The sequence below is a fragment of the Paenibacillus wynnii genome (assembly GCF_000757885.1).
GTDB lineage: Bacteria > Bacillota > Bacilli > Paenibacillales > Paenibacillaceae > Paenibacillus_AQ > Paenibacillus_AQ wynnii.
This window is the reverse complement of the sequence record NZ_JQCR01000003.1, coordinates 418,503-433,764: the sequence shown is the minus strand read 5'-3', so window position 1 is coordinate 433,764 and position 15,262 is coordinate 418,503. Positions and strand designations below refer to the sequence as shown.

Below are 15,262 nucleotides of genomic sequence, written 5' to 3'. Positions count from 1 at the left end.
ACAAATATTATATCTTCCAATAGGTCACAAAGGAACGAAGTGGAAATTTGGAACTGGAGAAGCGTAGTGGTCGCCTTTATCTTCGGATTTCAACCGCTGAGCGGTTGAATCAGGAAATCCGAAGATAACAGCGATCGTAAGTCCAAAGTTTCCCGTAGTGACGATAGTTGACCTATGCTTTAGATGTATTTTTTTGTATTTAGTTTTTTTGAACTTATCTTTTGTTTTACACTAAGTTAAATTCAAACTCTAACAACGTTCATTATTTCACTGATCCCGTCATCCCCGCCACAAACTGCTTCTGCATCAAGAAGAACACAAGAGCGGTTGGAAGCGTTCCGATAACAATGGCGATTAAGATCATGCCAAAATCCGGCGCATAACCTGAACCAAGGATAGAGATAAGCAACGGCATGGTTTTAGTCTCAGGCGATTGCAGAACAATCAAAGGCCAGAGATAGTTATTCCAACTCGACATGAACGTAATAATGGCCGCAGCTGCATAGGTTGTTTTCATAGTAGGGATAAAGATGCGTAAATAGATACTCAGCTCACTTAATCCATCTATTCGTCCAGCCTCAAGCAGCTCCTTTGGGAACATTTTTGTACTCTGGCGGAAGAAGAAAATAAGGAAAGCCGTTGTCACCGTGGGAAGAATGACTGATGTCATTGTGTCTATTCCCATCCAGGGAAGGGTGTCGGAAACATTAGCAAACATCCGGTATAGCGGAACCATCATAGCTGCAAAAGGAATCATCATGGACAACAATAAAATGTTGAAGACAATATCCTTGGAACGGCTTTTAAAAACCTCGAATCCGTAGCCGGCCAAAGAAGCGATAAGTAAAGCCAGCACGGTCGTTGTTATAGAAATTTTAGCCGAGTTAACAAGTGATAATTGAAGGTCTGTCGTATCCAATAGCTTACGGAAATTCTCCATCATATGAGTTCCCGGCAGCAATCTTCCCCCGGTTACATCGACCGACTTATTCGTTGAGCTTATGACCATCCACAGAAACGGGAAGATGGATACGAAAGAAATGATACTCAGGAATAGATATGTGAAAAACCGTTTACTCTTATGCATTTTTATCACCTGCCACTTTGAACTGGAGGAACGAAAGCAATATGATCATAATTACGATGGAATAGGATACTGTAGCCGCATACCCGAAGTCTGCAGAATACTTAAAGGACAAATTATAAATATATTGAGAGATAGTAAGCGTTGAATTTCCGGGTCCGCCTTTAGTAATATTCATAACTTCGTCGAACAATTGCAGGGTACCAATCGTCGAGGTAATAGAGGTAAACAAGATGATCGGCTTCAACAGAGGAATCGTGATTCCAAAGAACTGCCGTACTGCGGAAGCCCCATCAATTTTGGCTGCCTCATAAATGGAATTGTCGATATTTTGCAGAGCAGACAGATAAAAAATCATGTTATATCCGGTCCAACGCCAGGTTATGGCGATTACAATCGTAATTTTTGCCCAGAAAGGATCGGTAATCCATCCGATCGGCGTATCAATCAAGTGCAGATTTAACAAAAAGGTATTCACCAGGCCATTGCCTGCAAACAAATATTTGAAAACGATAGCGTAGGCAACCAATGAAGTTACACAAGGTAGAAAAATGGCTGTCCGGAAAAAGCCTTTGAATTTCAGCTTCTTATCATTCAGCAGCACAGATATAAACAGCGCTAGTACGATCATGATAGGTACTTGCACCAACAAATAAATAAAGGTGTTCTTTACTGCTGTAAAAAACATTGCATCTGAGAATAACCGTTTGTAATTATCCAAACCAGTGAATTCAAGATTGCTTCCTGTCCCGGTCTGAAAGGACATGATTAACGCCTGTATCATAGGATAGAAATAAAAAATGAATATTAGGACTACTGATAACAGGACGAAGGACCATCCGGTTAGTACACTTTTACGACGGATGCTCATGTTTGAATTCGTATTTTTCACAACGGCCCAACCCCTTCGAATTTAGATCTTATAAAAACAACAACCTTGGACGCTCTCTCACACTCCTGACTGCTGGAGTAGCAGATTACGACCAAGGTTATCGGTGAGGACTCTTACTTATTTAATCTGTGATTCTGCCTGAGCTTGTGCATCACTTAATACCTTGTCGATCTCTTTACCGTTCAGATAGTTTTGCATTTCAACGACCAGGATATCTTCAATCGCATAAGTATGGATACCATAGTTTACGCTAGGAATTTGCTCTGTCCAAGCTGCGAAATCACTAACTACTTTTTGACCTCCGAAGAAATCATTGGCTTGGCTGTATGCTTCACCACTTGCTGCTGCTTTAAAAGTTCCGATAACTCCGATATTCGTAAGCAGTTTTTGGTACAGTTCTACATCAGATCCAAAGGTTTTAGCCATAAAGTCTGCTGCTGTGTCTGCTCCATCAACGTTCATTACGTACCATGAGCTACCCCCGAGGTTAGAAGCATGAACCGATTTATCGTTGCCTGGAAGAGTAGGAAGCGGTGCGATTCCCCATTTACCGGATTGTGTTTCCGCAGCTTTAATGGAAGCAGTAATCCAGTTACCTGTAGGAACCGATGCAACATCCCCATTGTTCAATGCGGCTACGAACTGGCTCCAATCCGCATGAACATTAGCCACATTGGAATCCATCAGCTCTTTGTAGATTCCAAAAGCTTGTTTTAACGCTTCATTGTTAGCGAGATTAGGTGTTTTGCCATCCTCTGTTAAATACCAAGAGCCTGCGGATTGAATCATCATACGGATGATACCAAGGTCATTGGGATCCAAAGTAATCAGCGCTTTACCTGTTTTTTCTTTTACTTTTTTACCAATTTCGATGTATTGCTTCCAATCAATATTCTGCAAATCAGAAAGCTTGTAGCCAGCTTGCTCCAAATAGTCTGTTCTCACATATAACCCGGTTACACCAGAGTCAAATGGAATACCATATTGTTTGCCATCCAGGCTGGTTGGGCCACTTTTGTAATCCGCAAAATCAGTGCCTTTAATGGAGTTGCTCAGATCAGTGAACGAATCCTTATAGGATTGTAGAAAACCTTGTGCTCGATAATCTTCGATCAAGACAATGTTCGGTAACCCTTTTGTTGTACCGGAGTTAAGTCCAGTGTTTAGCTTTTGGATAATATCACTTTGCGCATACTCGATGATGTTAACTTTCACATCAGGATTAATAGCGGCGTAAGTCTTCTTAGCTTCTTCTAATGCGGCAATATTAAAGGCTGGGTCCCAGGCCCAAATGGTAATTTCTTTGGCCTCATTGCTTTTCGAACCTGTGTTTCCTGCATCTGTTGTGTTCTTCGAGCCCGAATTGGAGCCGCAGGCTGTGAGTATCACCATACAAATTAACAGTAACGCAAAGCTTTTTTTCAAAGTCTTCATCCCCTTTTGTGTATGTTGCTTTCTTTAGCACTTCAACTGAAAGCGCTTCCTGATCACATATTTATCTTATCATCGCTGCTAAATGGATCGTTAGAAATAACTTTATGATGATTTGTCATTATTTCGCCTCATTGAAAGCGCTATCCATGTTGGATTTGTTCTTTCTTTTGGAATTAGTAGTATTTTTATGTTTTTATTAAAGGCAGCCGGATTTTGATGGTTGTCCCTTCATTCACTTTGCTCAGGATCGTAACTCCATACTCGTCGCCATATAACAAAATAATGCGGTCATGAACATTTTTGATACCAATTCCCGTAAACAACTGGCGCTTACTCTCGTTCGAAAGAGACAATTCCGCCCCCCCGCTTTCCATTCCATCTCCGTTATCAACGACCTCGCACAAGAGAGAACCGGACTCCTGCGAGATAAGCACATGAATATAGCCCTCGCTTTTCTTATTAAAGGCATGAAAAAAGGCATTCTCAATAAAAGGCTGAATGATCAGCTTCGGTACATGATAATCTATAGTGTCAGGTGCGATAAAAAAGTTAACTCTAATCCGCTCCCCATAACGAACGTGGTTGATAAAGACATAGGATTTCAGATTATCCAGTTCTTGCGTTACGGTAATCGTTTCACTGACATTGCTAAGAGCATTCTGTAATAAAGAGATCAAGGCATGAATCGTATGGACCGCCTTCTCCTTACTGCCCTGCTGCACAAGAAATTTAACGGAGGTGAGTGTGTTATACAAAAAATGAGGGTTAATCTGCTGCTGAAGAGCGGCCAGTTCGGCGTTGCGCTGTTCCTTCTGTGTCTGTACTAGCCTATCCACATAGTCATTTAATTCATCCAGCATATAGTTATAGGCATGTCCAAGCTCCTGAAATTCGAAGCTGCCTGTTACGGTGATGTAATTATGGAAATTACGTTCTGTAATTTTGGACATTTGCCGGGTAAGCAAGGTTAGGGAACGGGTAAGCTTTCTAGAAATCAAAAAGACAACAATCAGGGCAACGATAACAATGGCTGAGCAGATCAATGCCACCATTTTGGTATCCACCATTTGTCCCAAAGCTGTCTTCTTATCAATCAAATTCACAATATAGAAATCGTACGAGGATAGATACTCCGCTAAAACAATAACATCTTTGTCACGGAAAGTTACGTTTTTATAATCCAGTCCCTGTTCTTGAATGTCCTTGGCATCATGCAATAAATCATCCGCTTTTTGCCCCAACAGTTCACTCCGGTTACTCGATACGATTAGTCCCTCTTTATTCAAAATAGCCACATCATTCCCGGCGCTGACCATACTTGAGTAGAAAGACTGAAAAGCCTTTTCATGAATCGTAAAATACAATGATCCATAAATATCACCTGTGGTTCGTTCCATTAAAGATTTGCTGGCGACAATTACCGCCTCTTTAGTCGATGTAGCGGTACTGCTTTCCTTAAAGAACTGATACATCAGTCTTTTGGGTTCGGCATGCGTATTTAGTGTTAGTTTGTGATTTCTTAACTCATTATCAGTCAAGAGTAAATTATTCGTGTTAGTGGAGTAGCTGCGTCCATTTTCCCCCATAATCTTAATCCCAACCTGATAAGGGTCTACATTGGACTGAATCCTTTTCATTTGGGTGGTCATGTTGTAATAGGTTCGAAACATCCTGAGAGAATCGGAGTTTTTCTCTGTTAAGAAGGTTTTAATTGTGCCGCTTAGCTGTGTATTATTGGTGGCTGTTACGATCGAATAATGAAAGGATTCAAAATTCGCTTTGATTTGATTAATCACTTTGGAATTCGTAATACTGAAGGTCTCCATGAACAATTTCTCCGACATGCGGACGGTCGTCCACGATGCAGAGATGGCTACAGCAATAATGCTGACCACCATAACAATAAATATTTTGATAAAAAGACTGTAGAATTTGAACCTTTCCATAATAGCTCTCATAGCCATCCTACTCCTGACTGTAATATTGCCTTCTATAGTGGCTAGGCGATAATCCCGTATATTTTTTGAACACTTTGCAGAAGTAACTATGATCCCCGTACCCGACCATACTGCTGATCTCCGAAATGGAGGCCCCGTCCTCCCTAAGAAGCTTCGCCGCTTTATCCGTTCTAACTTTATTCAAATGCTCCTTAAAGCCTTCTTTGTTATGTGAGGTAAAGAGACTCGATAAATAGGACGGATTGAAGTGAAAATGCTTAGCCAGTTCCGTCAGACTCAAAGGTTCAGTATAGTGATCTTCGATATACTCAAGCAGCCGGTTCATATTCGCATTGCTGGCCTGCGGGCCTCCGGGATTAGACGTATGTTGAATAACTTTGCTTATAAAAGATTCCAATACAAGGATCGTCTCCTCCACATCGGGTGCCTCATCAATAGCACGAAACATTGCGTATTTATCTTCTTCCAGTGCTTTGATATGAGCTAATTGGTTGGTGACATTGAAAATGATATTACCTAAAAAAGATTTGAATTCAAAGACATCGCTTTCATAGTGATTGGATAATGAAGTGACATGCTGTCTTAAATCTGTAAAAGCTTCCTCCAGTTGAAGCCTTTTAATTTGCTCTGTAAAATGAGACAAATTGAACTTGTCGGGCTCAGCCTTTGGTTTAGGCAGTTCCTCATGGATTAAAAGTACCTTATCCGGAAGAAAGAAGCGATATTGGAGCAACTTCAAATAGCTGTTGTTATATACATTTGAAGCTTTACTCCACTCATAGAACCGTTCGCTAAGCACCCACCGGAGGTCTGGCTCCGACTCAGCCAACCCTTCTGACATGAGCCTCATCGCCTGGACGGTTTGACTCCATTGCTTCTCCTTCAGATTGATCAGGAATAAGATGGTGTTCTGCTCCCCTGGAACAGGATATGGAATAATATTAGGAACTTGTTTCTCTAATCTGGCTATTATCGTACCCTTAAGCTTGTCTAGTGTTTGTCTATCAGAGATTTTAGGGAGTCCTAGATCACAGCTCAGATAGAAGAACTGCTCATGGGGGAATTTTTGGGATAGTAAATCGGAATCAGGTTCTTCCTCATAGCCGGAAATAATCCTGCTTATAAGAGCATCAACAGACAGAGTTTCCTTATCCGTGGAATCTGCAGTAACTAAGCCAGGAATTTTGTCCTTCGTTTTATTTAACACTTGGAGCAATCCCCCAGCTTCCAGCTTCGGTTTCAATATATAGTCAGCTACACCGCTTTGGAAAGTGGATCGCACATAGTGAAATTCACTGAAACTGCTTAACACAATAACTTCAATCTCCGGATAATCCCGTTTTACGATTCGCGTTAATTCCTCGCCGTCCATAACGGGCATCACAATATCTGTAATCACAATATGGGGTTTAAGCGTTTGGACCAACTCCAATGCTTCCTGCCCGTTGGATGCTTCTCCAACCAACTGAAACCCTTCCCGTTCCCAATCCAACACATATTTAATACCCTGGCGAACCAATATTTCATCATCCACAATGAGCACCTTACACAACTGGTTCACAGTTAATCCCCGCCTCTATATGTTATACTAATGCCTAATAACCCATGTTGGTGATTATAGATTGCTATTGCCAGGAAGGTCAAATGTAGTTTCTGGTCACTATGAAATGAAGAACGAGCCGGAGTCGCCGCTTTCAGACTCGGGGGATAATTCAAGTGTACTTTTACATTTCAAATCGTCCTTTTCAGCCTCGGGGGCTGATTATATTGTACTTTTACATTTCATTTCGTCTTTTCCAGCCTCGGGGGCTGATTATATTGTACTTTTACATTTCATTTCGCTTTCCGGCCTGGGCAGGACGTCAAGAAGTCTACATAGGTTGAACAAAAGAATAAATTCCACAGTTGTCGATCGTAAGTACGGTGAAACTTTGGACTTTCGGCCGCTGTTGTCTCCCGATTTCTTGATTTATACCGCTGTTAGCGGTTGAAGTCCGATACAGCTTATGCTTTCGAAGCGAGCCTTCCTACGGAAAGCTTTTCGGGCGGACACTATCGCTCCTACAGTTCCAAATTCCCCCTTCCTTACTCGTCCTGTTTTTCTTTAAGTCTATAAATCTTCGAGAGCTCCAGATCACCAAAGGTAGCTTAAAACTCATCTCTCTAACCGTTTGAACTCTCTTGGCCGCCCTCATAGAAGCCGAGGATTTGACGGTGTTCGTCTTCGTTGATACCCGAGGCGATATTAATCGACATCACCACTGACCGTGCTCTACGTGGGTTTCACGTACAACCCATCTAGGTAGTTAACCGGTCATCGAGTAGGGTTCCTCCTTGTTGGTTCGCAAACCAGAGGATACCCTACTTTTTGTTCCCTGACTAACTAGGCTCCAAAGCTTGGTACACAGGCTATTGTAAGCCAGCTTGGGCACCTTGCACTCCAACAGCTTCTGTTGAAAGCAACCCGCCCTTAATTCCAAGGTGACATCCACTTTCCAAAAAACTGTAACTTTATAGCCTTGAATACTAATATAATCCCACAAAATATCCCGTATAATTTACCATCATCGTCTACAGATCCCCATAGGTAACTAATCCGTAAGTATCCAAGAAAGGATGATCATTGATTATGTTCTTATTGTATACGTTAATCGTTCTCGTAATTCTTGTTGCCGTAATTGTAGGGGTTGTAGGGGTTGCAGTACTGATGTTCAACAACAGTGTTAGGAAGCAAGTGAATCAGCTGATACATAATATCTCCAACATAAAGACTGAAATCATTCGCAAAGAAGATTTGGCAGGCCTACCGCTTCCCGTTCAGAAATGGCTCATAGGCACCCATATTATCGGGAAAGAAAAGATCATAAATGTTCGTCTAGAACAAATAGGGAAAATGCGCACAAAAGAAGACGGGCATTGGATGCCAGTTCAGGCGGTGCAGTATTTTAGAGTGGATGAACCGGGGTTCGTGTGGAAGGCCTATGTTAAAATGGCTCCCCTACTCCATATGAGCGGATTGGATAACTATCAGGAAGGTAAAGGCAAAATGAACATTAAGCTGCTTTCTTTATTCTCAGTGGTTAAAGCGAAGGGGCCTGAAATGGACTTTAGCACAATGGTTCGATATTTGGCTGAGATGCCATGGTTTCCGACTGCCGCTTTACATTCATATATCCAATGGGAAGTGATTGATGAACACTCGTCACGGGCAACAATGAGCTATCAAGGAGTAAGCGCATCAGGCGTTTTCTCTTTTAATGAGAAGAGCGATCTCATCAGTTTCAACACCAAAAGGTACAAAGAAATAAACGGAAAATATGTGTTAAGCGATTGGGGAGGCATTAATACAGAATTTAAAGAGTTTAATGGAATACGAATTCCTTCAAAGTCAGAGGTTATTTGGAAAGAGAAAAGCGGAGATTTCAACTGGTTTCAGTTAGAGATTAAGGGAATTGAATACAATCAACGATTCTAGGATATACGCAACCTTCACCGCATTACTAATCCTGAAGCGGTTTGGCAAAAACGCGGTGAAGGTTGGACTCTTACCCGGACTCTTACCTCTAAACAAAACAAATTTTAATGTGAAATCAGATGTTTCCGGTATCCTTCGACTTTCTCTTCCCTATAGCCTAAAGCTTCATAAAAAATATGCGCTTCCTTCCGCTGCTCCCCTGAAACTAGGATGATGTACCAGCAATCTTTTTCCCGTGCGATTACTTCTAAGGCGGCCATCAGCTTTTGACCCACTCCCTGACGGCGTGCACGAGAAGAGACTACCACGTTCTCAATCACCATAAAAGGTTTGCACTCACCAACAAGATCCTGGCAAATAATACCCATTACGGAACCCAGAAGCTCCCCTTCGATAAAAGCCCCTAATAATATATAGCGACTGTCCTCTTTAATACTCTTGAACACAGCCTCCAGCTTGCTGAAGTCGGTAGATTTGTTAATCAGCTCGGTATATAATTCACTCAATGCTGGAAGAGACTCTGACTCCATTTCTTTTACAGTTACCATTAAGTTCATCCTACCTTCTATTTGATAATTTTTACTTATGGACCCTCAGATCAAATTGTTCCTTCTGACCATCCCATTCTACTTCAACCCGGATCACCGAATCCTCCCTTTCAAAAGACCCTTCACTGCCAGCGTTTACAAACTTTAGATCTTTTAGATAAACAGGTCCTTCTTGCGATCTGCTTGCTCCACCTGCTGTGCCTTTGTAACTGTATTTCAAAAGCTTTATATTACCCAGGTCCGATTGTTCCCCTTTGTATATCAGCTGAAAAACAGAGCTTTCACGAGTTTCATGCTTAGTTGGCTTACCTTTTTTGCTGATGTATTTTTCTGTCACGTCTTGAACATAACTCGCGGACCATTGGCTTGCCTCACCTTCGAACGTGTAGTGATGTTTGATCGTTTCAGTATTGCAGGCTGTAAGTAAAAAAATCATAGCAACGAACATCATGGTGGTACGCCATATTTTAAGCAAATAAACCCCTCCTTTAATCCAATTCCGCCTCACTCCATCCTGTGTATTATAACACGCTTTTTACAGATAATTGTATATTTTACCCAAACAGTAAATACGCTACTTTGTCAAAATAATGCTACTCCACGGTCAGATTTATCAGAATAGTAAAGACAATTTCGCCTGCGGGCTGTACAATTGGCGAGGTGCAATTTATTAATTCAAGGAGGTATACCTTTCCGTGGCTCCATCAACAACAAAGACCCTAAAAACCATGACCGTTTTCGCCATCACTTGGCCTATTTTCATCGAAATACTGTTTCACATTCTGATGGGAACCGTGGATACCTTTATGCTGAGTCATATATCAGATGAGGTTGTATCAGCCGTGGGCATTTCCCGTCAGCTCATTGAGTTTTCTATTATTCTGTTTAATTTACTCGGTCTTGGTGTTGGGGTTGTCATTTCCCAGCTCATTGGTGCCGGCCGGGTTCAGGATGTTAGCCAAACTGCGGCCTCAGCTTTAACCTTCAACCTTATTTTTGGCCTCCTAATCAGTCTGATTTTCATTACAAGCAGAGACACGTTATTGTCCTTCTATGATGTTCCTCAGAATGTACATAATGATGCTGCACTTTATATGATGCTGGTCGGAGGATCGTTATTTCTCGAAGCTCTGATGCTAACTGCTGGGCCGGTCATCCGATCACACGGATATACGCGGGACACCATGTTTATTGGGATAGGTATGAATATTCTTCATCTAATCGGCAACTCGCTACTAATCTTTGGCTGGCTAGGCTTCCCGCAGCTCGGCATTATGGGGGCAGCAATCTCTACCATAATCAGTCGTATTATCGCATGTATTGGAATTTTCATTCTGCTGTATAAGCGTGTAGGAGAACCCATACATTTCCGTTATTACTTTACAATGAAATGGCAGGAACTTACCGCGATCTTGAAAATCGGCATTCCTTCCGGATTAGAATGGCTGTCGTACCATATCAGTAATATGTTGATCACGCGCTTCGTAACCTTTATGGGATTGACAGCAGTGACTGCTCATGTCTACAGTAATACCATCGTTTATTTCTTCATGATTTTTGGAATGGCAATTGGTGAAGGAACCGAGATTATTGTCGCCCGGCTGATAGGTTCAGGTCAGAAGGAAAAAGCTTACCGGCAGCTGTTATCCAGTCTGAAATGGGCTATGGGAATTACTACAGGTACACTTGTCGTTGGCATTATGTTCCGTACACAGGTGTTCGATTTCTTCACAGATGACCCTGATGTCATTGCCATTGGCGCATCCATTCTGCTGCTGTGCATCCTTCTGGAGCCAGGACGGGTATTCAATCATGTGGTTATTAATTCGCTTCGCGCAGCAGGTGATGTTCAGTTTCCTCTAATGATGGCGATCATTTTTATGTGGGGAATTAAAGTACCTTTAGCCTATTTTCTTGGAATTCATCAGGGTTACGGTGTGCTAGGAGTGTGGATCGCCCACGCCGCCGATGAGTGGGTGCGAGGTGTGTTCCACTACTTTCGGTGGAAGGGACGTAAATGGCAGCAAAAGTCCCTGCTGTCTCCACAAATGTTGGATGCAGACTCTGCATAGTAGGATTTAAATTAATGGACATTATATCATAGACATTAAAAAGTTTACCAGTCAGAATAAGTAATATATTACTTCATATTATTGACTCACAAAAGGAGACTTAACACCTATGTCCGAAACATTCCAAGCATTAGTTGTAGAGAAATCCGAAACCTCATTTTCGGTCGCTGTAAAGCCGGTTACCATGGAGGAATTACCTGCTGGAGAGGTTGTTATCAGAGTATCCTATTCCAGTGTGAATTATAAAGACGGATTAGCTAGCATTCCGAATGGCAATATTATCAGAACCTATCCTTTTATCCCGGGTATTGATTTGTCCGGACATGTTGTCTCTTCTACAGATGACAGGTTTCAAGAAGGACAACCCGTGTTTGCCAGCGGTTATGGTATCGGTGTTTCCCACTTTGGAGGCTATAGCGAATATGCACGTATTCCTGCGGATTGGGTAATGCCTTTGCCGGAGGGAATTACATTAAGAGAAGCTATGATTTATGGTACAGCCGGCTTCACCGCCGCATTGTCCATACAGGCTTTGGAAGAACACGGTATTGGGCCTGATAACGGTAAGATATTAGTGACCGGGGCTACAGGCGGTGTCGGTGGCGCTGCGATTGCTATGCTTAGCAAAAAGGGCTTCCACGTAGTTGCAAGTACGGGTAAGACTGACGAAGAAGAATATCTGAAAACTCTTGGGGCAGAGGAAGTCATCTCCCGCGAAGATGTTACAGGTACCTCCGTTAAACCTCTTGATAAACAGTTATGGCAAGCTGCTGTAGATTCGGTTGGGGGAAGCTCACTTGCAGCAATATTGAGCAAAATTTCCTATAACGGATCCGTTGCCGCCAGCGGCCTAACCGGTGGAACCGCAGTCCCGACATCCGTGTTGCCGTTTATCCTTCGCGGTGTTAACTTACTTGGTATTGATTCCGTATCCTGCAGTACAGAGAAACGGCTTAAGGTATGGCAGCGGATGGCAAGTGATCTAAAGCCTGCGCAGCTTGATACTCTCGTCTACCGGGAAGTCACCCTGGATGAATTGCCATTGGCACTGGAAGATATATTAAAAGGGGCCATCCGCGGCAGAGTGCTTGTCCGTTTGTCCTAATCATGAAACCTCTCGGGATCTTCAGATCCTGAGAGGTTTTTTTTCACTCTTGAGTGCCCGGGTACTGAGAATAAAGGGTCTGCTGCACATAAGGCTGTTGCATATATTGTTGAGTGTATGCCTGATTCTGATAGCCTTGAGTAGTGTACTGCTGAGGAACGTACGAGTGGGAACCGTAACCCTGCTGGGATGGTTGGGGGCAGCAGCCCGGTGGAGGGCCAAGAACCGTAGTCTGTTTTATTGGAGATAAGGTATCCCTAACTTTCGCCTCATCGAGGCAGTACGTGTGGGCAAGCACATTAGGAGGAGTGAGCCGCAAAAGATCTGATCCATAGATTGTATCGGGAAAGGGTGCATCAAAAATCGCCAGAAGATGCGTGTTATCTATAGTAGCCACTTCGTAATGCCACCAGCCCTGTGGCACGTTCACTACTTGACCCGGACATATTGGGAAATGCAGCAATTCCTTGCTAAACGGATTAATAATAGAGACAACCAATGCGCCACAAATACAATAGATGAGTTCTGCAGCATTTTGATGATAGTGGGGTTCTATCACGTTAGCTTTACTAAGATATATATCTAGGATGGATAAATTCTCAAGAGTATTCAATTGGTTAATGGACAGTTCATTGATGAAGTTGTTGGCATCTTTTTTAAAAACCGGGTTCTGGCTCAAATCATAAGTAAACTGTAACTCGGGTGATGAATTCTCTATATAAGAGCTCACTATCTATCCCTACCCTTCTGTTGTTACCCATTTTTCAATCCTTCCTGAGTTTAAGATATGTATTTGCCTATGCCCAGGTGCGGAACTTTCACAATAAATCGCAAAAAAAAGCGACCCGATAAGAGGGATCGCTTGGTTATATTCATCAATCACTGTACTAGAATTCTACTGCAGCTCTGCTATAACGGTTCTATTCCTACCTGATTCCTTCGCCTTGTAAAGGGCTTGATCTGCCAAATGAAATAAATGATCTGAAGACCTTGCCTGGGAGGGAAAGTGAGCGATGCCTTGTGATACGGTAATCGGGAGTCCGTGGTTTACCTCTCCAATAGCGACTGCTTTTCTAACTCGTTCAGCCACAATGTAAGCATCCTTTACAGTAGTCTTAGCTAAAAGAACTACGAATTCCTCGCCCCCATATCTGCAGCATATATCCTTGGGTCTAACGGAAGCAGAAATCACATTGGCAACCTGCCTAAGTACATCGTCTCCCGCTTGATGACCATATGTATCATTCACAAATTTGAATTTATCCACATCCATAACGATTAATGAGAAAGACTTGCCTTCGCCAATCCATTGATCCATTGTATTCTCAAAATTCCTGCGATTCGTAAGTCCGGTTAAGGAATCCGTCAGTGCTTCCTGGGTCAGTTGATCTGTATGTTTTTGAAAATCAGCCAAGGCAAGGAGTACCGTTTTCGTTAACAAATCCGCTTCTCGGTTCCAATGTGGTTTTCTCTCAGGCAGCTCTACTTTTTCTTTCCCTATTTTGTTAACTAAGTTAGCAAGAAATACGAAAGGTCTTGCCAGTTCGTGTGCGATTAGAATAACGGCCATCAACAGTAATACGAACGGCATTAAAATGTACCAAAGAATGTTTTTAATATGGCCGCTCACTTGTTCATTCAGCATAGCGTTTGAGGATTCAACTACCACTCCCCACCCATTGGCTGGAACGTTAGAATAGCCCGCAAGCATCTCTACTCCCCTCGTGTTAATGACTCTTTCCTGTCCACTTTTTCCTTCAAGGAGTTTCTGTACAACCTTATTTGCTCTAACATCTTGCCCAATGCGACTCCTGTCAGGATGGAACAGTATCTTACCGTCCGACCCGACAATGTAATAGTAGGACCCTTCAGTATCAACATTGTTGCTCCCGAAAATCATTGTCAACACGTTGTGATCTTGAAGATTAAGGGTACCTGCAATGACTCCTCTATAGTGACCTTTTCCATCAAAATAGGGCTGGGTCATAATCACTATAAGCCGCCCCGTAGTTGACGCTCGATACGGTTCGGAAAGAAAAGGAGTCTGAGAAATGCTGATATCCACCCCGGCTATGGTATTCACTTCTTTGCCGGCTGTCCCCAATCTCTGAGGGGATACATTTTGGATGATGCCTTTTCCATCGATAATAGCCATCGAATTGAAGTAATTGCTGCTGTTCCTTAACAAATCTAAATATTCATCTCGGTCAGAAATACTCATCTCGTTAGTGCCTGATAAGGCTTTGGCTGAGTATTGCAAGCTCGTACGCATGGATCTGAATAAAGAATCTATCGTCTGGCTCATTTTATTGGCATTGGTATAATTCAATTGAAGTGTTGTGTCGATCAACGATTGCCTTTTAGACTGATAAGAAGCAAGCAAAAGAATCGTTGAGGTTAAAAGGACAGACAGGGATACTAATCCAATAAGCAGTGTAGTCAGACTTAATTTGTTTCTTTGACCCCGGCTTCCCCGCTTAGGCATAACATAACCCCCTTTTCTCTACCTTATCGCTATATTTATCTATATTTCGACAAAAGTCGTCAAACTATAATTGTATTATAAACTAAAGAAGATCGTTAGGACACAAGAAGAAACGGCGTTGCCGTCCTTAATGGGACGGTACCCGTTTCTCGTAGAAATATAAGAAAAGTACGCTTAAGACTTATACTTTCTTTATATTTTGAAAAAAC

Annotated in this window: 12 protein-coding genes and 1 pseudogene; 3 read left to right on the top strand and 10 right to left on the bottom strand. The window is 42.4% G+C overall.

Features of this window, described 5'->3' with window-relative positions; translation table 11 throughout:
- Positions 1-262 precede the first annotated feature (262 nt).
- From PWYN_RS17175 to PWYN_RS30690, 6 genes and pseudogenes are all read right to left on the bottom strand, one after another.
- The gene (locus PWYN_RS17175; protein WP_036654553.1) at positions 263-1,087 is read right to left on the bottom strand and encodes a carbohydrate ABC transporter permease; all 825 of its coding nucleotides are present in this window, start codon (positions 1,085-1,087) and stop codon (positions 263-265) included.
- Positions 1,080-1,955, bottom strand: coding sequence for a carbohydrate ABC transporter permease (locus tag PWYN_RS17170; protein WP_036658772.1), 876 nt, complete (start codon positions 1,953-1,955; stop codon positions 1,080-1,082). Before PWYN_RS17170 ends, PWYN_RS17175 begins: the two co-directional genes overlap by 8 nt.
- Positions 1,956-2,093: 138 nt before the next feature.
- Positions 2,094-3,401: an ABC transporter substrate-binding protein gene (locus tag PWYN_RS17165; protein WP_036654550.1), complete on the bottom strand. Its 1,308-nt coding sequence runs from the start codon at positions 3,399-3,401 to the stop codon at positions 2,094-2,096.
- 194 nt (positions 3,402-3,595) lie between these two features.
- Positions 3,596-5,368, bottom strand: coding sequence for a cache domain-containing sensor histidine kinase (locus PWYN_RS17160; RefSeq protein WP_036654547.1), 1,773 nt, complete (start codon positions 5,366-5,368; stop codon positions 3,596-3,598).
- 7 nt (positions 5,369-5,375) lie between these two features.
- On the bottom strand, positions 5,376-6,929 hold the full coding sequence (locus PWYN_RS17155) for a response regulator transcription factor (RefSeq protein ID WP_036654545.1): 1,554 nt from the start codon (positions 6,927-6,929) through the stop codon (positions 5,376-5,378).
- 605 nt (positions 6,930-7,534) lie between these two features.
- Positions 7,535-7,679: pseudogene (locus PWYN_RS30690) on the bottom strand (IS256 family transposase); the annotation flags it as partial.
- Between the two features lie 318 nt (positions 7,680-7,997).
- Between PWYN_RS30690 and PWYN_RS17150 the strand changes: the two are divergent.
- Positions 7,998-8,843, top strand: a complete 846-nt coding sequence (locus tag PWYN_RS17150; protein ID WP_036654543.1) for a DUF6544 family protein — start codon at positions 7,998-8,000, stop codon at positions 8,841-8,843.
- Positions 8,844-8,947: 104 nt separating this feature from the next.
- Here PWYN_RS17150 and PWYN_RS17145 read toward each other — a convergent pair whose 3' ends face one another.
- Together PWYN_RS17145 and PWYN_RS17140 are read right to left on the bottom strand one after the other, a co-directional pair.
- Complete coding sequence (locus PWYN_RS17145; protein ID WP_036654541.1) at positions 8,948-9,391, bottom strand: GNAT family N-acetyltransferase; 444 nt, start codon at positions 9,389-9,391, stop codon at positions 8,948-8,950.
- Positions 9,392-9,422: 31 nt separating this feature from the next.
- Positions 9,423-9,866 carry a hypothetical protein gene (locus PWYN_RS17140; protein ID WP_036654539.1) on the bottom strand — a complete coding sequence of 148 codons (444 nt, stop codon included), beginning with the start codon at positions 9,864-9,866 and terminating at the stop codon, positions 9,423-9,425.
- A gap of 220 nt (positions 9,867-10,086) precedes the next feature.
- Between PWYN_RS17140 and PWYN_RS17135 the strand changes: the two genes are divergently transcribed.
- Together PWYN_RS17135 and PWYN_RS17130 are read left to right on the top strand one after the other, a co-directional pair.
- A complete protein-coding gene (locus PWYN_RS17135) occupies positions 10,087-11,463 on the top strand; it encodes an MATE family efflux transporter (RefSeq protein ID WP_036654537.1) in 1,377 nt (458 codons plus the stop codon).
- A 109-nt stretch (positions 11,464-11,572) separates the two neighbouring features.
- A complete protein-coding gene (locus PWYN_RS17130; protein ID WP_036654534.1) occupies positions 11,573-12,568 on the top strand; it encodes an acrylyl-CoA reductase family protein in 996 nt (331 codons plus the stop codon).
- Between the two features lie 43 nt (positions 12,569-12,611).
- Here PWYN_RS17130 and PWYN_RS17125 read toward each other — a convergent pair whose 3' ends face one another.
- Together PWYN_RS17125 and PWYN_RS17120 are read right to left on the bottom strand one after the other, a co-directional pair.
- The gene (locus PWYN_RS17125; protein ID WP_084146772.1) at positions 12,612-13,298 is read right to left on the bottom strand and encodes a cupin domain-containing protein; all 687 of its coding nucleotides are present in this window, start codon (positions 13,296-13,298) and stop codon (positions 12,612-12,614) included.
- Positions 13,299-13,463: 165 nt separating this feature from the next.
- Positions 13,464-15,053: a sensor domain-containing diguanylate cyclase gene (locus tag PWYN_RS17120; protein ID WP_036654532.1), complete on the bottom strand. Its 1,590-nt coding sequence runs from the start codon at positions 15,051-15,053 to the stop codon at positions 13,464-13,466.
- Positions 15,054-15,262 lie beyond the last annotated feature (209 nt).

Excerpts from the sequence above, each read along its gene's own strand:
- PWYN_RS17170 (WP_036658772.1), bottom strand. The coding sequence starts at position 1,955 with ATGAGCATCCGTCGTAAAAGTGTACTAACCGGATGGTCCTTCGTCCTG.
- PWYN_RS17120 (WP_036654532.1), bottom strand. The coding sequence starts at position 15,053 with ATGCCTAAGCGGGGAAGCCGGGGTCAAAGAAACAAATTAAGTCTGACT.
- PWYN_RS17150 (WP_036654543.1), top strand. The coding sequence starts at position 7,998 with ATGTTCTTATTGTATACGTTAATCGTTCTCGTAATTCTTGTTGCCGTA.
- PWYN_RS17160 (WP_036654547.1), bottom strand. The coding sequence starts at position 5,368 with ATGAGAGCTATTATGGAAAGGTTCAAATTCTACAGTCTTTTTATCAAA.
- PWYN_RS17130 (WP_036654534.1), top strand. The coding sequence starts at position 11,573 with ATGTCCGAAACATTCCAAGCATTAGTTGTAGAGAAATCCGAAACCTCA.
- PWYN_RS17145 (WP_036654541.1), bottom strand. The coding sequence starts at position 9,391 with ATGGTAACTGTAAAAGAAATGGAGTCAGAGTCTCTTCCAGCATTGAGT.
- PWYN_RS17175 (WP_036654553.1), bottom strand. The coding sequence starts at position 1,087 with ATGCATAAGAGTAAACGGTTTTTCACATATCTATTCCTGAGTATCATT.